This is a genomic window from Brevundimonas sp. SL130 (assembly GCF_026625805.1).
In the GTDB taxonomy this organism is placed as follows: domain Bacteria; phylum Pseudomonadota; class Alphaproteobacteria; order Caulobacterales; family Caulobacteraceae; genus Brevundimonas.
The window spans coordinates 2,749,886-2,768,689 of the sequence record NZ_CP113064.1; the positions used below are offsets into that span (position 1 = coordinate 2,749,886).

General features: G+C 66.5%; 25 protein-coding genes. 16 read left to right on the forward strand and 9 right to left on the reverse strand.

All coding sequences use genetic code 11. From position 1 onward, the window contains the following. Positions 1–54 precede the first annotated feature (54 nt). From purC to OU998_RS13520, 10 genes are all read left to right on the forward strand, one after another. Entirely contained in the window at positions 55–813 is a 759-nt protein-coding gene (gene purC, locus OU998_RS13475; protein WP_183196008.1) for a phosphoribosylaminoimidazolesuccinocarboxamide synthase, read from the forward strand. Continuing rightward, on the forward strand, positions 813–1,016 hold the full coding sequence (locus OU998_RS13480) for a hypothetical protein (RefSeq protein ID WP_267514159.1): 204 nt from the start codon (positions 813–815) through the stop codon (positions 1,014–1,016). The genes purC and OU998_RS13480 overlap by 1 nt, the downstream gene beginning before the upstream one ends. Then, a complete protein-coding gene (locus OU998_RS13485; protein ID WP_054766402.1) occupies positions 1,016–1,300 on the forward strand; it encodes a hypothetical protein in 285 nt (94 codons plus the stop codon). The genes OU998_RS13480 and OU998_RS13485 overlap by 1 nt, the downstream gene beginning before the upstream one ends. After that, positions 1,300–1,536, forward strand: a complete 237-nt coding sequence (gene purS / locus OU998_RS13490) for a phosphoribosylformylglycinamidine synthase subunit PurS (RefSeq protein WP_267514161.1) — start codon at positions 1,300–1,302, stop codon at positions 1,534–1,536. The genes OU998_RS13485 and purS overlap by 1 nt, the downstream gene beginning before the upstream one ends. A gap of 102 nt (positions 1,537–1,638) precedes the next feature. Next, a complete protein-coding gene (locus tag OU998_RS13495) occupies positions 1,639–2,334 on the forward strand; it encodes a TIGR02594 family protein (protein ID WP_267514162.1) in 696 nt (231 codons plus the stop codon). 55 nt (positions 2,335–2,389) lie between these two features. After that, a complete protein-coding gene (locus OU998_RS13500) occupies positions 2,390–2,869 on the forward strand; it encodes a YbhB/YbcL family Raf kinase inhibitor-like protein (protein ID WP_267514163.1) in 480 nt (159 codons plus the stop codon). A 185-nt stretch (positions 2,870–3,054) separates the two neighbouring features. Beyond that, positions 3,055–3,285, forward strand: coding sequence for a hypothetical protein (locus tag OU998_RS13505; RefSeq protein WP_267514164.1), 231 nt, complete (start codon positions 3,055–3,057; stop codon positions 3,283–3,285). A 33-nt stretch (positions 3,286–3,318) separates the two neighbouring features. Further along, positions 3,319–3,981, forward strand: coding sequence for a phosphoribosylformylglycinamidine synthase subunit PurQ (gene purQ / locus OU998_RS13510; protein ID WP_267514165.1), 663 nt, complete (start codon positions 3,319–3,321; stop codon positions 3,979–3,981). Positions 3,982–4,147: 166 nt separating this feature from the next. Then, entirely contained in the window at positions 4,148–4,846 is a 699-nt protein-coding gene (locus tag OU998_RS13515) for a hypothetical protein (protein ID WP_267514166.1), read from the forward strand. A 115-nt stretch (positions 4,847–4,961) separates the two neighbouring features. Continuing rightward, positions 4,962–5,939 carry an endonuclease/exonuclease/phosphatase family protein gene (locus OU998_RS13520; RefSeq protein WP_267514167.1) on the forward strand — a complete coding sequence of 326 codons (978 nt, stop codon included), beginning with the start codon at positions 4,962–4,964 and terminating at the stop codon, positions 5,937–5,939. A gap of 6 nt (positions 5,940–5,945) precedes the next feature. On the opposite strand, the gene OU998_RS13525 is transcribed toward OU998_RS13520, so the two are convergent. Together OU998_RS13525 and OU998_RS13530 are read right to left on the reverse strand one after the other, a co-directional pair. Further along, positions 5,946–7,025, reverse strand: a complete 1,080-nt coding sequence (locus tag OU998_RS13525) for an aspartyl/asparaginyl beta-hydroxylase domain-containing protein (RefSeq protein ID WP_267514168.1) — start codon at positions 7,023–7,025, stop codon at positions 5,946–5,948. Between the two features lie 57 nt (positions 7,026–7,082). After that, positions 7,083–7,265 carry a hypothetical protein gene (locus OU998_RS13530; RefSeq protein ID WP_267514169.1) on the reverse strand — a complete coding sequence of 61 codons (183 nt, stop codon included), beginning with the start codon at positions 7,263–7,265 and terminating at the stop codon, positions 7,083–7,085. A 148-nt stretch (positions 7,266–7,413) separates the two neighbouring features. On the opposite strand from OU998_RS13530, the gene OU998_RS13535 reads away from it, so the two are divergent. Beyond that, positions 7,414–8,205, forward strand: coding sequence for a hypothetical protein (locus OU998_RS13535; RefSeq protein ID WP_267514170.1), 792 nt, complete (start codon positions 7,414–7,416; stop codon positions 8,203–8,205). Here OU998_RS13535 and OU998_RS13540 read toward each other — a convergent pair. The 3 genes from OU998_RS13540 to OU998_RS13550 form a co-directional block, all read right to left on the reverse strand. Next, positions 8,202–8,435 (reverse strand): Tat pathway signal protein, encoded by a 234-nt coding sequence (locus OU998_RS13540; RefSeq protein ID WP_267514171.1) that lies wholly within the window; start codon positions 8,433–8,435, stop codon positions 8,202–8,204. The two genes, OU998_RS13535 and OU998_RS13540, sit on opposite strands and share 4 nt — an antisense overlap. Before the next feature lie 61 nt (positions 8,436–8,496). Further along, positions 8,497–8,886 carry a type II toxin-antitoxin system VapC family toxin gene (locus OU998_RS13545; protein WP_267514172.1) on the reverse strand — a complete coding sequence of 130 codons (390 nt, stop codon included), beginning with the start codon at positions 8,884–8,886 and terminating at the stop codon, positions 8,497–8,499. Next, the gene (locus tag OU998_RS13550) at positions 8,886–9,146 is read right to left on the reverse strand and encodes a type II toxin-antitoxin system VapB family antitoxin (RefSeq protein ID WP_267514173.1); all 261 of its coding nucleotides are present in this window, start codon (positions 9,144–9,146) and stop codon (positions 8,886–8,888) included. Before OU998_RS13550 ends, OU998_RS13545 begins: the two co-directional genes overlap by 1 nt. Positions 9,147–9,213: 67 nt before the next feature. Here OU998_RS13550 and purL point away from each other — a divergent pair, with 67 nt between their 5' ends. The 5 genes from purL to OU998_RS13575 all read left to right on the forward strand — a co-directional run bounded on the left by purL (position 9,214) and on the right by OU998_RS13575 (position 16,654). Continuing rightward, positions 9,214–11,448, forward strand: coding sequence for a phosphoribosylformylglycinamidine synthase subunit PurL (gene purL / locus OU998_RS13555; RefSeq protein WP_267514174.1), 2,235 nt, complete (start codon positions 9,214–9,216; stop codon positions 11,446–11,448). Beyond that, positions 11,445–11,798 carry a DUF305 domain-containing protein gene (locus OU998_RS13560; RefSeq protein WP_267514175.1) on the forward strand — a complete coding sequence of 118 codons (354 nt, stop codon included), beginning with the start codon at positions 11,445–11,447 and terminating at the stop codon, positions 11,796–11,798. The genes purL and OU998_RS13560 overlap by 4 nt, the downstream gene beginning before the upstream one ends. A gap of 606 nt (positions 11,799–12,404) precedes the next feature. Next, positions 12,405–13,808 (forward strand): cytochrome P450, encoded by a 1,404-nt coding sequence (locus tag OU998_RS13565; RefSeq protein WP_267514176.1) that lies wholly within the window; start codon positions 12,405–12,407, stop codon positions 13,806–13,808. A gap of 116 nt (positions 13,809–13,924) precedes the next feature. Beyond that, positions 13,925–15,001, forward strand: a complete 1,077-nt coding sequence (locus tag OU998_RS13570; RefSeq protein ID WP_267514177.1) for a glycosyltransferase family 4 protein — start codon at positions 13,925–13,927, stop codon at positions 14,999–15,001. Positions 15,002–15,094: 93 nt separating this feature from the next. Beyond that, entirely contained in the window at positions 15,095–16,654 is a 1,560-nt protein-coding gene (locus tag OU998_RS13575) for an alkaline phosphatase D family protein (RefSeq protein ID WP_267514178.1), read from the forward strand. Between the two features lie 56 nt (positions 16,655–16,710). Here OU998_RS13575 and OU998_RS13580 read toward each other — a convergent pair whose 3' ends face one another. The 4 genes from OU998_RS13580 to OU998_RS13595 form a co-directional block, all read right to left on the reverse strand. Beyond that, positions 16,711–17,079, reverse strand: a complete 369-nt coding sequence (locus OU998_RS13580; RefSeq protein WP_267514179.1) for a helix-turn-helix domain-containing protein — start codon at positions 17,077–17,079, stop codon at positions 16,711–16,713. Further along, positions 17,076–17,426 carry a type II toxin-antitoxin system RelE/ParE family toxin gene (locus OU998_RS13585; protein WP_267514180.1) on the reverse strand — a complete coding sequence of 117 codons (351 nt, stop codon included), beginning with the start codon at positions 17,424–17,426 and terminating at the stop codon, positions 17,076–17,078. Before OU998_RS13585 ends, OU998_RS13580 begins: the two co-directional genes overlap by 4 nt. 154 nt (positions 17,427–17,580) lie before the next feature. After that, on the reverse strand, positions 17,581–18,402 hold the full coding sequence (locus OU998_RS13590; protein ID WP_271163517.1) for a TIGR00282 family metallophosphoesterase: 822 nt from the start codon (positions 18,400–18,402) through the stop codon (positions 17,581–17,583). Continuing rightward, complete coding sequence (locus OU998_RS13595; protein WP_267514181.1) at positions 18,399–18,797, reverse strand: PIN domain-containing protein; 399 nt, start codon at positions 18,795–18,797, stop codon at positions 18,399–18,401. Before OU998_RS13595 ends, OU998_RS13590 begins: the two co-directional genes overlap by 4 nt. Positions 18,798–18,804: the final 7 nt, after the last annotated feature.

Sequence of the window (18,804 nt, forward strand, 5' to 3'; positions counted from 1 at the left end):
CCATGGCCGCGCGATTTTTGTTTCTGGAGGGCGCCCGTAAGCCGGGACCGGATTATGAACAGCAAGCGCAAGAAGATTTACGAAGGCAAGGCCAAGATCCTGTACGAAGGACCTGAGCCCGGCACCCTGATCCAGTACTTCAAGGACGACGCCACCGCGTTCAACGCGCAGAAAAAGGCGGTCCTCGAAGGCAAGGGCGTGGTCAACAACCAGATCAGCGAATTCATCATGTCGCGCCTGAACGGCATCGGCGTGACCAACCACTTCATCAAACGTCTGAACCTGCGCGAGCAGCTGATCCGCGAAGTCGAGATCATTCCGCTGGAAGTCGTCTGCCGCAACATCGTCGCCGGCTCGATGAGCCAGCGTCTGGGCATCGAGGAAGGCACGCCGCTGCCCCGCTCGATCATCGAATTCTACTACAAGAAGGACGAGCTCAACGACCCGATGGTCACCGAAGAGCATATCACCGCCTTCAACTGGGCCTCGACCCAGGAACTGGACGACATCCTGGCGATGACGGTTCGGGTGAACGACTATCTGTCGGGCATGTTCGGCGCCGTCGGCATCACCCTGGTGGACTTCAAGATCGAGTTCGGCCGCATCTGGGAAAACGACTTCAGCCGCGTCATCCTGGCCGACGAAATCAGCCCGGACTCCTGCCGCCTTTGGGATTCCACCACCGGCGAGAAGATGGACAAGGACCGCTTCCGCCGCGATCTGGGCAATGTCATCGAAAGCTACACCGAAGTCGCGCGTCGCCTGGGCATCATGAAGGGCATGCCGACGGTGATTCAGGGCGGCCTGCACTGATGACGGGAGTCGCGGAAGAAGGCGGCGAGTTCCGGCGGGCCATTGATCTGGCCGGAACCAGCCGCTTTCGCCGCATCGCTGGCCTCGGCCCAATATACGAGGTGACCGCCATCGTCGGAGACCGCGTCAGGGCCTGTATGATCGACAGTGACGAGGCCTTCGACTATCCGCTGGCCGACGCCGAAAACGACCCCCTGGCCTGATGTTCGCGATATCCTTCGATCTGGACCTCAACGAGACGACCGCCATCCATCCCGCCGGGGTGAGGCAGGCGTATCGCGAGATCGAACGGACCCTGAAACGCTATGACTTCCACCGCGTCCAACAGAGCGTCTATCTCACTGAGATCCCCGACCTCGCTAATCTGACCCTGGCCATGACCGCCCTCAAGGCTCTGCCCTGGTTCCCCCAATGCGTGAAGGACGTTCGCGGCTTCCGCGTCGAGAACTGGTCCGACTTCACTCCCTTCATGAAAGGCAATGGCTGATGGCCAAAATCAAGGTTCACGTCTTCCTCAAGCCCGGCGTCCTGGACGTTCAGGGCAAGGCCGTCGAAGGCGCCCTGCAAGGGCTGGGCTGGTCGGGCGTGTCGAACGCCCGCGTCGGCAAGCTGATCGAGTTCGACCTCGCCGGCGCCGAAGATCCCCAGGCCGAGGCCAAGAAGATGTGCGAGCAGCTCCTGGCGAATACGGTGATCGAAGGCTACCGCATCGAGGCGGCCTGACACGAGATCGACCAGCACCGCCGCAAGTTGAAGAGTGGCGACGTGAGGTTGACATAAATCCAGCTGCCGACCAATGTTCTCCCAATATTTGGGGGAACCCGCGTGACGTTCACCGACATCCAAAAGGCCCTGAGCGCCCGGGGTTTCGATCCCGGTCCAATCGACGGCGTATGGGGGGCGCGCACCACTGCTGCGGTTCGCGCCTTTCAGGCCAGCAAGGGCCTGAAGGTCGATGGCATAGTCGGCCCGCGCACGGCTGCGGCCTTGGGGCTGGACGCCACGGTGACCAATCCTCTGATCGACCCGTCGCTGGTCTGGTTCCAGGCGGCCTGGCGCCTGCTCGGCACCAAGGAAGCGCCGGGAACTTCCGACAACCCGAATATTCTGCAATGGGCGTCGCGCCTGGGGATTCCTTACAGGCGCGATGATGTCCCCTGGTGCGGCCTGTTCGTCGCCCACTGCATCGGCTCGACCCTGAGCGCCGAACCCCTGCCGAACAATCCCCTCTCCGCCCGCAACTGGTTGAAGTTCGGCGTCCAGACCACCGGACAGGCCGGGGCCGTCGCCGTCTTCTATCGCGGCGCCCTCAAAGGCTGGCTGGGCCACGTCGCCTTCTACGTGGGCCAGGACGATGAGGCCTATCACGTCCTGGGCGGCAATCAGTCGAACGCCGTCAGCGTGGCCCGCATCGCCAAGAACCGGCTCCTGGGCTTCCGCTGGCCTTCGACGGTCCCGCCGGGATCCGGCAAACCCGTGCTTCTGACCCCCAGCGGGCAGCTGTCGACGAACGAGGGCTGAGCTTTCCGTTCGGGATCAGGATGATTAGGTTTGGCCTCCCTATCGGAGCGCCCCCATGACCTTCACCCTCACTTCCGACGACATCCAGAACGGCGGCGTCCTGGCCGACGCCCAGGTCCACGCCAAGGGAAACACCTCGCCCCACCTCGCCTGGTCCGGCGCGCCCGAAGGAACCAAGAGCTTCGCCGTCACCTGCTATGATCCCGATGCCCCGACCGGCTCGGGCTTCTGGCACTGGACCGTCGCCAACCTGCCCGCCGACGTGACCGAGCTGGCGACCGGCGCGGGCTCGCCCGGCGGACACCTGCCGCTCAGCGCCGTCCAGGGGCGCACGGACTACGGCCAGGCCGGCTTCGGCGGCGCCGCCCCGCCCCCCGGCCACGGTCCGCACCGCTATATCTTCACCGTCTTCGCCGTGGACGTCGACCGGCTGGACGTCACCGCCGACGATTCCGGCGCCGTCTTCGGCTTCAACCTGTATTTCCACACCCTGGCCAAGGCCGCCATCACGGCGACCTACGAAAACCGGGGCTGAGGCGGTTGATCCAGGGGCAGGCCCATAGCCGCCGGCGACGGCTGGGCTTCGACCGGCTGGCTCGGCGTCGGCCTGTCCCTGGGCGGGTTTTCAATCTTCGTGATCGCCTGGCTGGCGGGTCGGGCGCGCGTTAGGGCCTCGATCTGAGCGTTTCGCCGGTCGCGCCATTCTGGTAAGAACGGGTCATGACCGACGTGACCAGCGCACCGATCTACGAAGTGCTGAAGTCGATCCAATTGGATGTTGGGCGTCTGCGCACCGACATACGGGAAGTGAAATTCGAAGTTCAGGCCGTTCGCAGCCATGTGATGGGCGTCCAGCAGGACATCAGCAACATCTGCGCGACCCTGGGCGACCACGGCAAGCGACTGGATCGGATCGAGACCCGCCTCGGACTTCTTAAACCCGCGCACTGACATTTCCCGAAAACGATGCTAGAGGGCCGCGCCATGAGCGCAGCCGTCATCGTCTTCCCCGGTTCCAACTGTGATCGCGACTGCAAGGTCGCCGTCGAACGCTCCACTGGCGAGCCCGTCTCGATGGTCTGGCATGCCGAGACCGAACTGCCCTCGGGCCTGGACCTGATCGTCATTCCCGGCGGCTTCTCCTACGGCGACTATCTGCGCTGCGGCGCCATGGCGGCCCAGTCGCCGGTGATGCAGGCGGTCAAGAAGGCCGCGGACGACGGCGTCGCCGTGGTCGGCATCTGCAACGGCTTCCAGATCCTGTGCGAGGCCGGAATGCTGCCCGGCGCCCTGCTGCGCAACAAGGGGCTGAAATACGTCTGCAAGCCCATCGCCCTGACCGTCGCCAACGGCCAGACCCGCTTCACCGCAGGCTATCAGGGCCAGCGCGAGGTGGTCATGACCCAGGGCAATGGCGACGGTAACTTCTTCGCCGACGCCGAAACCCTGGCCCGGATCGAGGGCGAGGGCCAGGTGGTCTTCCGCTATGTCGAGAACCCCAACGGCTCGGTCAACGACATCGCCGGCATCCAGAATGCGCGCGGCAACGTCCTGGGCATGATGCCCCACCCCGACCGCGCCTTCGAGGCCGAACTCGGCTCCGCCGACGGCGCGATTCTGTTCCAGAGCATCTACGCGGCAGCTTGACGGCAATCTGGAGTTAGTGCGCATTTGCAGAATGCGCAGCCTCCTTCGATTCACCGCCGTTTTCATAGCTCTCGCCGCCGCGACGCCTGCACTGGCTCAGGAAGGCGCACCCCAGGGAGAGGACTGGGCTTTCACATCAGTGCCCGCGCAAAAGGCGACGATCGCCATGATCGACTTCACGTCCGGTCTGACCATCGCCGCGCGTTGCGTCGACGGCGTCTACGACGTCCTGATCACCGGCCTGCCGGAAGCGCCCAGTCGCGCCCTGTCGCGCGAGCTCGGCATTCAAGCGGGCGATCAGGAGGAACCCTTCACCTCCGTCTGGACGGTGGGCACACAACGCGACACGGCCTTCAGCCGGATCCCGGCCGTCGTCGCCCGCGACCTGGCCAAGGGCGGCAAGCTTCAGGTCATCGTCCCAGCGACCTCCAAGTCGCCACGGACGCGCTACGTCATGGAGCTGAATCCATCCAGCACAGCCATCGAACAGACCTTGACCGCGTGTGGACGTCCGATGGTGGATCCGCGCGAAGCTCGGTCGGATGAAATCGAGGGCAATGGCCAGGACGGATTGCCGAGCAGCGTGAGCTGGCAAACCTTGCCCCGACCGACCTTCCCCGACTCGGTCAACGGCCGAAGCCCTACAGAGGGCTATGTCGTCCTGTCCTGCGTCGTCGATGCGCTTGGCGGGCTTAACGAATGCCAGACGGAAAGCGAGCAGCCCGCAGGCTATAACCTGGGCCGTTCCGTCGAACGTTCCTTGCCGCGCGCCCGGATCAAACTGACCGACGAAGCGGCGGCGACGGGAACCCCGCTCGCCGGCCTCATGATCCGCTTCTCCGTGATCTTCAAAATGGAGCGCTGACGGATCTTTCCGTCCCCGTCGCCGGTTTCGGAGTCCACCGTTCTCTCGAGTTTGTGACACGCGATAATCGTGATCTGCGCTAACCTGAAGATGCATCGGCGTCTCGGGGGCGATCATGGCGACTATTCTCGACCCACTGCCTCAGGCCGTGCTTGACGACCTCAAGCGGCTGAACGCCCTGCTCGACGCCGTGCCGCCCAAGACGGCCGGCGACAATCTGCTGATGGCCACCTGGAACATCCGGGGGTTCGGCAGCCTGACGGAGAAATGGGAAAGCGAGGACGGCGACAGCCCGCGCCGCGATTTCCACGCGGCCGTCCTGATCGCCGCGGTGCTCGAGCGGTTCGACGTCATCGCCGTGCAGGAGGTGAAGGCCAATCTGCGCGCCTTGCGTCATGTGCTGAAGAAGCTGGGGCCCGACTTCGGCTTCCTGATGACGGACGTCACCTACGGCGACCCCGGCAATGACGAACGCCTGGCCTACATCTACGACAATCGACGACTGAAGCCCTCGGGCCTGGCCTGCGAACTGGTGGTGCCGGAAGACCTGAACACCCCCTTCGCCACCCCTGCCAACGCCTTCCAGCGCCAGTTCGTCCGCACCCCCTACGCCGTCAGTTTCAACGCCGGCGGCAAGACCTTCGTCCTCGTCACCCTGCACATCGTCTATGGCGAAAAGGGCGCGGACCGCGTCGCCGAACTGACCGCCATCGCCAAATGGCTGCGCCACTGGGCCGAGTCGATGGACGACTACGGCCAGAACCTGATCTGTATGGGCGACTTCAACATCGACCGCCACGGCGATCCGCTGTGGCAGGCCTTCACCTCGACCGGCCTGGTCACCGCCCCCGGTCTGGAAAAAGTGCCGCGCACCCTCAGTTCCTCGGTCGAAAAACCCGATCTGGCCAGCTTCTTCGACCAGATCGCCTGGTTCGAGCGGCGCAAGGACGGCAGACCCTATCTGTCGCTGAAGTTCCGCAAGTCGGGCGGTCTCAACTTCCAGGGCGTGGTCCTGCCCCATCTGACCCGCACCCAGCTGTCGTGGCGGATGAGCGACCACTATCCGCTGTGGGTCGAGTTCGGGCTGGACTGACCCCTTTCAGCTTCCCAGCTTCGGCGTCGCCCCGCCCCCGGCGTCGATGGCGTCGAACAGGGCGCAGATCAGCCCGCGCTCCTCCTCGGTGATCTCGGGTTTCCAGACGTCGAAGATCAGGATGGTGCGATCCTGATCACTGTCGTTCCAGGCCTCATGCTCGATCGTGTCGTCGAAGGCCCAGGCCTGGCCTTCCTCCCACTGACGGACATCCGATCCCACCCGGAACCACGACCCCGGGGGCGCCACCAGCGGCAGGTGACAGATCAGGCGGGTATTGATCAGCCCGTGATGCGCCGGAATCCGCGCCCCCGCCGCCAGTTTCGAGAACAGGATCGACGGCGACCGCCCCGGAATAATGCTCAGCGGCGCCGCCTCCAGCGCCTTCAAGGTCTGCGGACAACGCGCGGCGATCTCGGGAACCACCACCCCGTCCTTCCACAGGAAGACGGCGCTCCAGGACGGATTTTCCAGCATGCCCGCCTGGCCGCTGCGCGGCCGGTTGGATCGATCCTCCACATAGGGGGCGAACAGGCTCGGTTCGGCCAGCACCGCCTCCAGCTCGGCGCGGATCGCGGGCGCAGCCGCCTCGATCTCCGCCAGCCAGGTCGTGTCGGCGCGCGGCTGGAACTGGACCTGCGGCAGGCCCGGAAACAGATAGAATTTCGGCTGCTGGTGATACAGGGGCTTTCGCCCGGTCAGCAGGTCCAGCGACAGGGCGAATCGCGCACTGGAGCGCGCCTCATCAAAGCCTCGCGCCTTCACTCCGGCCAGCAGGTCGTCTTCAAACCGGCGTTTCATATCCGCCAGCGCCTGCTGGGCCCGCCGCAACTCGTCCCTCAGCGCGGGATCAGCGCCCCGCTGCCGCGCGCCGGCCAGCGCCGCACCGTAAAAGGTCGAGGCGGAACGCGCATCGCCCCGCGCGGCCAGGGCGTCGGCCTTGAGAATGGCGCCCAGAACATGGCGTGCATCGACCTGAAGAACCCGCTCCGCCGCCGCGAGCGCCGCCCCGGAATCTCCGCCCGCGCGGGCGGACAGGGCGTGCTGAAGAAGCGTCTCCAGAGCGACGGGGGCGTCTGAGTTCATGGATCACATGAACGACAATCACCGAACCTGCGTCAAGGAACGACATTGCCTGTCCGATCACTCCGGGCGCGCCGACCGTCCGTTCTCCAGCGCTTCGTCCTCGTCGAGCGTCACCACGCCGCCCGGATCGCGCTGCGCCGCCAGTTCTCGGGCGCCCACGCCCTGGCCCTGTTCTATGGCGTGGTTGGCTTCGACCTCGTCGGTTTCAAAGCGTGGGGTGTCGTCGTTTTGGTCCGCCATGACGGTCTCCGGTTCATGCTGATCTGACAACCGGTCGCCGGGACTCTGGTTCCGCCTTGGGGCAAGCTTCACATTTCACGCTTTACGTTGAACCTTCCGCCCCTCCAACGCGTACACTCAATCAGTACGTCGCCGTATCGGAACCCCCATGTCCTCGATCCTCCGCCCCACACCCGCCCAGCGGACCCGCCGTCTGGTCGTTCTGGCCGCCGCCGTCTTCGCCCTGGTCGTGCCTATGGTGCAGAATCTGGCCGGTCTGGGCCTGACCCAGGCCGAGTTCGCGGCCGATGGAAACTCCACCCTGCGCGTCGCCGGCTATGCCTTTTCGATCTGGGGCCTGATCTATCTGGGCCTCATGGCCTACGCCGTGCGCCAGGCCCTGCCCCAGACGGGCGAGAGCCCCCTGATCACCCGGATGGGCTGGCCGTCGGCCGTCGCCTTCTTCGGCATCGGCATGTGGATCGTCGTCGCCGCCCTGAACCTGAAGGCGGCCAGCGTCATCGTCATCTTCGCTTCGCTGATCGCCCTGCTCGCCCCGCTTCTGGCCTATTCCGGCTCCATCCGGGGGCTCAGCCGAACGGATCGCGACCGGCTGCTGCTGGTCTGGCCCTTGGCCGCGCTCGCGGGCTGGCTGACGGTGGCCGCGCCCCTGAACCTGATCACCACCCTGACCGCCTTCCAGGCCCTGCCCGAGGCCCTGTCGCCCAGCGCCTGGGCCATCCTGGCCATCATCGTGACCACCGGCGCCGCCCTGGCCGTGACCGCCCGCCTGCGGACCATCGCCTATCCCCTGCCGACGGCCTGGGGCCTGCTGGGCGCCTTCGTCGCCGAACAGACGGGCAAGCCCGCAGTCGCCTTCACCGCCCTGGCCGCAGCCGTCGTCCTGCTGGTCGGCGGCGTGCTGCTAGCCTTCCGCCTGAAGCCGGGGGTCGAGCGCTAAGACCCCTTGGCGGGCGTGTCGGTCGCAGGGTGGTCGCCATCGCCGACGTCGAACGCCCCGGTCTCCTGAAAGCCGACGCTGCCGATCCCGGTCGCCTGTCCGGTCAGCCGCTGGCGGCGGCTGATCATGGCCTGCTCGGGCGCGGCCTTGTCCAGTTCACGCATCGTGTCGGGATCGTTGGACCGGTCCACCTGCTGACGGGTGGCGGGGTCGATGGGCCTGTGGGTCATGACGAAAGCTCCGTGTGGACTACACACGAAATGACGCCCAGCCCCTGGACGTTCCCCCTACTCAGATCGTGATCGCCACGTCCGTCTTCGAAAAGTCGTCGCCCTTGAACAGCAGCGGTTCGCCGCTGCTCAGGCTCAGCGCATAGGCGAAACAGTCGCCGTAGTTCAGCCGCGCCGGATGCCGCCCCTTGCCGAACCGCACCATGGCCTCGCACGCGATCCGCATCTGCGCCTGATCGACGGGGACCAGGTCCAGCCGGTACTCCTCTTCAAGACGATCGAGCACGGGACGGGCGTCCAGGCCGAGCCGGGACGTCAGCACCGCCGCCAGTTCGACCCAGGTCGCGACACTGACCCGGCGCGTCGTCGCCGAGCGAATCCGCTCATCGAACGCCGCCGCTTCCAGCTCTCTCAGAACAATGGCGACGAAGGCGGAGGTGTCGATGACCATCAGCGCGGCAGGCCGTGCTCGTCGTACATCTCGTCGTCGATTTCCTGAAGAGAGCGGCCGTCGCCGGGCGGCAGGGTCCGCAGATAGGCGAACAGCGCCTCGCGCTTGCTCGCCCGCTCCGCCGCCGCCTCGTCAGCGGTCAGCTCCTTCCAGGTCTTGTCCAGGGCGATGTCGATGGCCTCGGTCAGACTGACCCCCATCCGCTCGGCGACGGCGCGCGCCTTGCGCTCCGTCTCGGCGCGCTTGATGCTGAGGCCCATTCTAGAACTCCCAAAATGCTGTCTAGAATATAGCCTATCGGCCCATCACCGGCTAGAAGCCCCCGCCATGAGCGCTCCCCAGAAGACCCCCGCCAAGACGATGGCCGAACTGGCCGCCGAATACGGCCTGGCCCCGAATGAATATCAGGTCGTCCTCGACCGGCTGGGCCGCGAGCCCAACCATGTCGAACTGGGCGTCTTCTCGGTCATGTGGTCCGAGCACTGCTCGTACAAATCCTCCAAGATCCACCTGGGCAAGTTCCCCACCACCGGCGACCGCGTCATCTGCGGCCCCGGTGAGAACGCCGGGGTGATCGACATCGACGACGGCGACGCCTGCATCTTCAAGATGGAGAGCCACAACCACCCCTCCTATATCGAACCCTATCAGGGCGCGGCGACGGGCGTGGGCGGCATCATGCGCGACGTCTTCACCATGGGCGCCCGCCCGGTGGCCCTGCTGAACGCCCTGCGCTTCGGCGACCCGTCGCACGAGAAGACCAAACGCCTGGTCAAGGGCGTGGTCTCGGGCATCGGCGGCTACGGCAACTGCGTCGGCGTGCCGACCGTGGCGGGCGAGACCAATTTCCACGCCGGCTACAACGGCAACATCCTGGTCAACGCCATGTGCGTGGGCCTGGCCAAGGCTGACAGCATCTTCTATTCGGCCGCCCCCTCGGCGGGCCTGTCGGTCGTCTATTTCGGCTCCAAGACCGGCCGCGACGGCATCCACGGCGCGACCATGTCCTCGGCCGAGTTCGACGACGAGTCGGAATCGAAACGCCCCACCGTCCAGGTCGGCGATCCTTTCGCCGAGAAACTGCTGATTGAGGCCACCCTCGAACTGATGGCCTCGGGCGCCGTCGCCGCCATCCAGGACATGGGCGCGGCCGGCCTGACCTCCTCTTCGGTCGAAATGGCCGGCAAGGGCGGCGTCGGCATCGAGCTGAACATGGACGCCGTGCCCCAGCGCGAAGAGGGCATGACCGCCTATGAGATGATGCTGTCGGAAAGCCAGGAGCGGATGCTGGCGGTCCTGAAGCCGGGCCGCGAGGCCGACGGCGAGCGCATCTTCAAGAAATGGGGCCTGGACGCCGCCACCATCGGCGTCACCACCGACACCGGCCGTCTGGTGCTGAAGCATCACGGCGAGACGGTCTGCGACGTGCCCCTGGCGCCCCTGTTCGACGACGCCCCCCTGTACGACCGCCCCTGGATCCAGCCGGAGCTCCAGCCCAAGCTGAACCCCGCCGACATCCCCGCGCCCGAAAACTGGGCCGATGCGGTGATGAAGGTGATCGCCTGCCCCGACATGGCCTCCAAGCGCTGGATCTGGGAACAGTACGACCGCCACGTCATGGCCGACACGCTGCAGGACTCGGCCACCGGCGCCGACGCCGGCGTGGTTCGCGTCCACGGCACGGACAAGGGTCTGGCCGTGACCAGCGACTGCACCCCCCGCTACGTCCAGAACGACCCCTATGAGGGCGGCAAACAAGCCGTGGCCGAGGCCTGGCGCAACCTGACCGCCGTCGGCTCGCGCCCCATCGCCATCACCGACAATCTGAACTTCGGCAATCCGCAGCGCCCCGAGATCATGGGCCAGATCGTCCGCGCCATCGACGGCATGGCCGAGGCCTGCCGCGAACTGGCCTTCCCGGTCGTCTCCGGCAACGTCAGCCTGTATAACGAGACCAACGGCGTCGCCATTCCGCCCACCCCGACCGTGGGCGCCGTGGGCCTGCTGCCCAACTATGACGTCGTGACCAACTTCTCGACCATGGCGGCCGGGGATACCCTGGTCCTGATCGGCCAGACCGTCGGCGAACTGGGCGCCTCCATCTATCTGCGCGAGGTTCTGGGCCGCGAGGACGGCGCCCCGCCGCCCGTCGATCTGAAGCTGGAAAAGAAGACCGGCGACTTCGTGCGCGACCTGATCGAGGCCGGCGACCTGACCGTGGTTCACGACCTGTCCGACGGCGGCCTGATCGGCGCCGCCGCCGACCTGGTCCTGGCCTCCGACGTCGGCGTGACGCTCGGAATTCAGGGCGACATCCCCGACCACGCCTTCTTCTTTGGTGAAGATCAGGCCCGCTATCTTGTCGCGGTCAGCGGCGATCAGCTCGATACTCTTGACGCCAAGTTCAATGCCGCTGGCGTCGATTACCTTGTGGTCGGCCAGGCCGGCGGCGACGTATTCTCCGCCAACGGCTCCGATGGCCCCCTGTTCAGCATCCCCGTCGCCCATCTGCGTGAATGGCACGAAGGCTGGATGCCGGCCTGGCTCGGCGACGCCGCATGATCCGCACCGCCCCGCCGATCGCGTTGCTCCTCGTGCTAGGGGCCTGCGACGGCGGCGGCGATCCGGTGCAGCAGGCGCTGCGTGAAGCGTCGGCCGCCAACCAGGCGGCGGCGACCCGCACCACGGCCGAAATGCAGGCAGCGGCCCAGACCGCGGATCAGACTGCGGATCAGGCCTATGTCGCTAAGATGATCGCCGACCACGAAAGCGCCGTCGCCACAGCCCGGGTCGCCCTGCGCGACAGCCGCGATCCGGAAATCCGGCGCATGGCCCAGATGGTCATCGACACTCGAACGCGTGAGATCGCCGAAATGAAGACCTGGTCGCCCACCGCCCCTAAGGCGAACTGAACTTGGCTAAGGGATCCTATCCCGGCGGCGGAAAACGGGCGCGTTCTCCCGGTTCCAAAACTGCGCCGACGGGACGTCTTGCCGAGCGGAAGCCGGGGCGGCCTGCCGCACGGACGCCGTCCAAGCCTTCACAGATCACGAGAGACGAACTGAAGCACTTCAGTTTTCGCGGTCTATCCAAAGAGGCGTTTCTGGATGAGTTCGATCCGTGGCTCCGCGCCTGTTTCAAGAACGGCTTCACCCGGCCCAACGAGATCGCCGGCCTTCTGAACAAATTGCGGAAGACAACCGCCTGCGGCCAACCGTGGACGCCTCACCTTGTCTGGGGTCTTCAACGCTTTCTGTTCGAGCGACGCGAAAAGCGCAGAGCCGCTCAATCGGGTGAAGCGGCGCCGGCGGCCCCGGTTTTGAAGCCCGCCGCCTCAGGCCAGGGCTCGAAGGATTTGAGTGCTGAGGATATGGCGCGACTGCTCGGCGCCATCGGCAGGGCGTCGCCTTCTCGTTGACGTCGTGCTGGTCCACTATGCTTCATGAACGCATGCACCAGATCGCGCGTTTTAGGGACGATGCGCCCGGCTGACGGGCGATTTGCACAGGGAGCGTCTTATGGACGCGACGACCGCCGACGCCATCTTCCGCCCCGCCGTCCCGCCCCGTCGCACGGGCGGCCCCTTGGCGCTGCTGCCCTTCCTGTGGATCAGCTGGCGCGACCCGATCCGCATGTGGTCCGAGCGGCATTTCACCGAGCCGCAACTGCACGGCAATTCGGCTTTCGGCGAAATCCTGGTCGTCAGCCACCCCGAGGGGGTCCGTCACGTCCTGACCGAGAACGCCGCCAACTATGTGAAGGGCGACCTGCAACGCCGCGTCCTGGGCCCCATGCTGGCCGAGGGCCTGCTGCTGACCGAGGGCGAGGTCTGGCGTCGCGCCCGCCGCATCCTGGCCCCCCTGTTCACCCCCGCCAAGATGGCCACCCTGAACGGCCGCATGGCCGAGGTCTGCCAGGCCCGCGTCGCCGGCTGGTCCCTGTCCGCGCGCGGCCGGGTGCTGGATATCGATTCCGAGATGTCCGGCCTGACCTTCGACATCCTGTCCGCCACCATGTTCTCCGACGAACTGGGCGGCGAGGCGCGCGGGTTCGAGCGCGCCCTGAACCAGTTCCTGGCCAATGGCGCCCGCATCGATCCGCTGGACGTGCTGGGCGCCCCGGACTGGGCCCCGCGCCTGGGCCGTCTGGCCAGTTTCCGCTCGGCCCGCTTCTTCGAACAGCGCGTCACCACACTGGTCGAGGCCCGCCGCGCCCGGATCGAAGCGAACGCCGACGCCCCCGACGACCTGCTCAGCGCCCTGTTACTCGCCCGCGACGAAAACGGCGGACCCACTTCACAGGGAATGGGCCTGTCGGACGAAGAGGTCGCCGCCAATATCCTGACCTTCATCCTGGCGGGGCACGAGACCACCGCCCGCGCCCTGGGCTGGACCCTGCACCTGCTGTCCCGCCAGCCCGAATACCTGGCCCGCCTGCAAGCCGAGGCCGACGCCTTCGACGTCTCAGATCCCAAATGGGCCGACGCCCTGCCCTGGACCCGCGCCGTGCTGGACGAGACCATGCGTCTGTTCCCGCCCGCCCCGACCATGGCGCGCAAGGCCCTGGCCGACGACGAGATCGGCGGCCAGCCGATCAAGGCCGGCGCCACCGTCATCATCTCCCCCTGGATCCTGCAACGCCACAGCCTGCTGTGGGACGACCCCGACGCCTTCAAGCCGGAACGTTTCCTGCCCCAGAACCGCAAGTCCATCGACCGCTACGCCTACATCCCCTTCAGCGCCGGCCCCAGGGTCTGCATCGGCGCCGCCTTCGCCATCCAGGAGGCGATGATCGCCCTGGCCTCCATCCTGCGCGTCGCCGAGGTCGAGGCCCTGACCACGGTCGAGCCCCGTCCGGTCCACCAGATCACCCTGCGCAGCCGCGACCCCATGCGCCTTCGACTGCGCGCCCGCCGACCCTGAAGCCGACCCTGACTTTGACGACGCTGACTGTAACGACGACCGGCCCGCCGTTACAAACCCATCGCGGACGCGACACAAACCGCCTATAGGCGGCGAATCTCTCGTCGGATCATCCCTTGCGCACCGCCGTCCTCCTGCCCCCCGGCTGCCTCTTTTCCGAAGCTCAGCCCAACTCGATGGAGACGGTTGTCCGCACCCTGCTGACGTCCGACCCGGCGCACGAGACGCGGGTGTTTTGCAGCCAGGGCGCCGAGGACCACAATGCGCCGAACGTCGTCGCCTTGCCGCGCCAGGGTCGCCCACAGGCGCTGATCGCCGCCCTCAAAGACTTCGCCCCCGACCTGATCGAACACCACCAGCAGGTCAAACAGGCGCTCGCCGTCTCGTCGCGTTTCCCCGGCACGGCCCACCTGCTGTACCGGCACAATGCTCTGAAGCCGGCGCGTCATCTGTTCGACCGCTGGCGCTACGCCGCGCGCTTCGGCCGGATGGACGGCCTAGTCTTCGTCAGCGTCGCCGAGCGGGACGCCTTCGCCCGCACCTATCCCCGCCTCGCCGACCGCGCCCACGCCCTGCCCAACGCCATCGATGCGGACGCCTGGTTCGCCCCGCCGGAAGATCGTCAGCCGGTCATCGCCTTCGCCGGCCGCGCCATGCTGGAAAAGGGGCTGGACGTCCTTTGCGCCGCCCTGCCCGCCGTGCTCGACGCCCACCCCGACTGGCGGGCGGTTCTGATGTTGAACGACTGGGACAGGCACGCCGCCTGGGCCGCGCCGCACCTCGCCCCGCTCGAACGTTTCGGCGCGCGTGTCGCCGTCCTGCGTTCCGCCCCCCTGTCTCAGGTGCGCGAACAGATGAAGACCGCCGCCATCGCCCTGACCCCCTCGGTCTGGGACGAGCCCTTCGGCCTGACCGCCATCGAGGCCCAGGCGGCGGGCGCGGCCCTGATCTCGTCCGGCCGGGGCGGCCTGCGCGAGGCTAGCGGCGACTACGCCCTCTATGTCGATGCGGTCACCCCCGAAAGCCTGACCGAGGCGATGGAGCGTCTGATCCGCAACCCCGACGAACGCCTCGCCCTGGCCCGCGCGGGACAGCGCCATGTGATGGACGCCCATACGCCGCGACAACGCGCCGCCGAACTGGCGCAGATCCGAAACGCCGTCGTCCTGGCCCGACGCCGAACCGCCGCCTGACGCACGACGCAACGCCCCCGCCTCTGGCCGATCCGACTGGAAAATCTGTCACATCGGGGCGATAGAGGCGAAGCTCAGTCCAGGGATGTTTCAATGACCACGCTCGCCCTCTCGCGCCGTTCGATGCTGGCCGCCTTCGGTGGAGGCCTGGCCCTGTCGCCCACCGGCCCCGCCCTGGCCCAGGCCGTCTTCGACACCAACCCCTTCCGGTTGGGCGTGACGGCCGGCGATCCCCTGCCCGACGGCTTCGTCATCTGGACGCGCCTCGCCCCCGACCCGGTCGCCTATGGTTCCGGCATGCCCCGGGCGCCCGTCGCCGTGAAATGGGAGGTCGCCGCCGACCGCGGCTTCAACACCGTCGTCCGTTCGGGCGAAGCGATCGCCCGCCCCGAACTGGGCCACTCCGTCCACGTCGAGGTCGAGGGGCTCGAGCCCGCCCGCCCCTATTTCTACCGTTTCCAGTGCGGGACCGAACGCAGCGCCGTCGGTCGCGCCAAGACCGCCCCCGGCGTTTCCGTCTCGGCCGTCCGCTTCGGCGTCGCCGGCTGCCAGGCCTATGAGAGCGGCTACTACACCGCCCACCGCAAGATGGCGGACGAGGATCTCGACTTCATCTTCTGCTACGGCGACTACATCTACGAAGGCCGGGGCAACCCCATCTATCAGTCCGGCGCCGGCCCCCAGGACAACACCCGCGTCCACCTGGGCGGCGAAATCTACAGCCTCGACGACTACCGCCGCCGCTACTCGCAATACACCATGGATGCGGACCTACAGGCCTCGCGCGCCTCGGCCGCCTGGTTCTGCACCTATGACGACCATGAGGTCGACAACAACTGGGTCGGCGACATCGACCAAGAGGGCGTCCCGCCCGAAATCTTCGACCTGCGCCGCGCCGCCGCCATGCAGGCCTTTTACGAGTTCATGCCGATGCGGAAGTCGGCCTTCCCGCGCGGCGTGGCCATGCAGGCCTATCGACGCGCCCAGTACGGCGACCTGCTGGACATCGCCTTCCTCGACACCCGCCAGTACCGCACGGACCAGCCCTGCAACGACCGGTTCAACTCCACCTGCCCGGGCATAGAGGCCACGGCGGCCCAGGTGCTGGGCGACGCCCAGGAAGCCTGGCTGCTGACCAACCTCGACCGTTCGAAAGCCCGCTGGAAGGCCCTGGCCCAGCAGATCATGATGATGGATCTGAACCGCAACACCTCGGGCGGCCAGGGGATCAACACCGACAGCTGGGCCGGCTATCGCGTGCCCCGCAACCGTCTGCTGCGCCACATCCGTGACCAGCGCATCGACAATGTCGTGGTCCTGACCGGCGACGAGCATCAGAACTACGCCGGCGGCCTGTGGCTGGACGGCAGCCAGCCCGAGGGCTCCCCCATCGCGGTCGAGTTCGTCGGCACCTCGATCAGCTCCGGCGGCGACGGCTCGGACCGCGGCGCCGACTATGACCGCTTCCTCTCGGCCAACCCCCAGCTCAAGTTCCGCAACACCCAGCGCGGCTATCTGGTCTGCGAGGCCACGCCGAGCCTCTGGACCACCCAGTTCAAGGTGCTCGACAAGGTGTCCGACCGCTCGGGCGTGCTGACGACTCGTCAGACCCTGGTGGTCGAGGCCGGTTCGAACACGCTGACGACGGCGTGATGACCCCGCATCATCACGGCAGCCTGGTAGCCTTCTCTATTCCTGTCTTGACGCGATCAGGCTGCGCCGGCTTTCCGGCTCCGGCGCGGGGCAGACGTGACCACAGGCTTCCCCCCCTTAAGGCTTAGCGGGATGGGCGCGAGGCCGGGGATATCGACCGAAATCCTCAGCTTTCCGCCCAGGGCTGCGATGTGCTTTTCCAGCGTGGACACCATCAGATCATCCCGGCGCTCGATCTTCGAAACCTGATCCTGTGTCGTGCTGGCCGCCTTGGCGACGGCGGCTTGAGTGAGGCTGACGGCCTCGCGGACCTGACGCAGCGTGTATTCTTGCACCAGTTCGCGACCACGGACCTCGCCGGCTTCGCGGACGTCCTTCGGCAATTTGGCGAAGACTTCGTGAGCGGGGATCGCAGGTTTCGTCATTTGATCGTCTCCAAATGTTGGGCATAGCGTTCTTCGGCCTTGGCGATCAGCCCGTCATAAAACCGCGCTTTGCTCACGCCCGATTTATCGCCGCCGCAGAGCAAGATAGCCTTCCTCTTGGGATCAAACGCATAGGCCACGCGCCAAACTCCATTGTCCGCCTTGAACCGATACTCTTTCAGGTTCTTCAGTCTTGACCCGCTCAGCGTATCGGCATGAGGCCGTTTGAGCCCTGGACCGACCGTTTCCAGCAGGGCCACGCCGGCAATGATTTCAATCTGAACGGCGGGGTCCAGTTGAAGGAACTCCGCCTCAAAATCGGGGTGGAACTGGACGGTCCAAGCCATGCCCCTATATGACACACAAGGCATATGCACTCAAGTGCATATGCCGTGCCCCACACAGGTCTCGAGCGCCGGCAATCCAGGTTCAATGGCGCACGCCGACAGCCCTGCCGGAGACCGGCAGGCGATCAAGTCGCTGACGACACTCCCTTGCCGATCAGAGAACCGGCACCGCCTGCGACAGCCGCCCGCCCACCCGGATCGGCTCGACCCGCGTCGCCAGCCCCGTCTTGTCGTCGGTCTCGACGAACACGCCGCAAATCGTCGCCGGCCCCGAGGCCGGCATGTACCGCCCGCCCGAGATCCGGGTGGTGAAGCGGCGCAGCGGCTCTTCCTTCTCGTTGCCGATGACGCTGTCATAGTCGCAGCAGCCCCCCGCGTCGGTCTGATAGGCCGTGCCGCCGGGCAGGATCTGGCAGTCGGCGGTCGGGACGTGGGTATGGGTGCCGACCACCAGGCTGGCGCGCCCGTCGCAGAAATGGCCCATGGCCATCTTCTCGCTGGTCGCCTCGCAGTGCATGTCCACGATCACGGCGTCGGCCACAGCCCCCAGGGGCGCCGCCGCCAGCTCGCGCTCCACCGCGCCGAACGGATCGTCCATCGGGTCCATATGCACCCGGCCCAGCACATTCATCACCAGGACGGTGCGGCCGCTGTCGGTCTCGAACAGATTGGCGCCGGCCCCCGGCGCATCCATCAGGCGCGGATAGTTGGCCGGCCGGATCAGCCGCGGCTCGCGCACGATATAGGTCAGGGCCTCGCGCTGATCCCACGAGTGATTGCCCAGGGTCAGGCAGTCCGCGCCCGCCATGAACAGCTCGCGCGCCGTGTTCTCGGTGATGCCGAAACCGCCGGCGGCGTTCTCCGCATTGATCACCACGAAGTCCAGCTTCAGGTCGCGCTTCAGGCCCGGAAGATGATCGCTGATCCCGTCACGGCCGGACTTGCCGATGACGTCGCCGAAAAATGCCAGTCTCAAGTCAGAGACTCCGTCCAGTCCTGGCAACGCAGGCCGGGAACGCGTTGAAACTCACCCAGGTTGCCGGTCAGCAAGAGCAGGCCGCGACTGCGCGCGTGGCCTGCGATCAGGGTGTCATGAGCGCCGATGGGGGTTCCGGCTCTCTTTAGATAGGTCTTGATGTCGGCGGCATGGGCCGCCGCCTCATCGTCGAAATCCAACAGCACCAGCCGCTGAACAAAGTCCTCGACCTCGACCTTGTGGTGATCCGGGCGCGACGACAGGCTTACGCCGTAAAACAACTCCATCAGGGCGATCGTCGAAAGGCAAAGCCGGTCGGCGCTCGATCTGAAGTGCGAGCGAAGCAGGCCCGAACGGTCTCGCAGCGCGCGCACGCACACGCTGGTGTCCAGCATGGTCTCA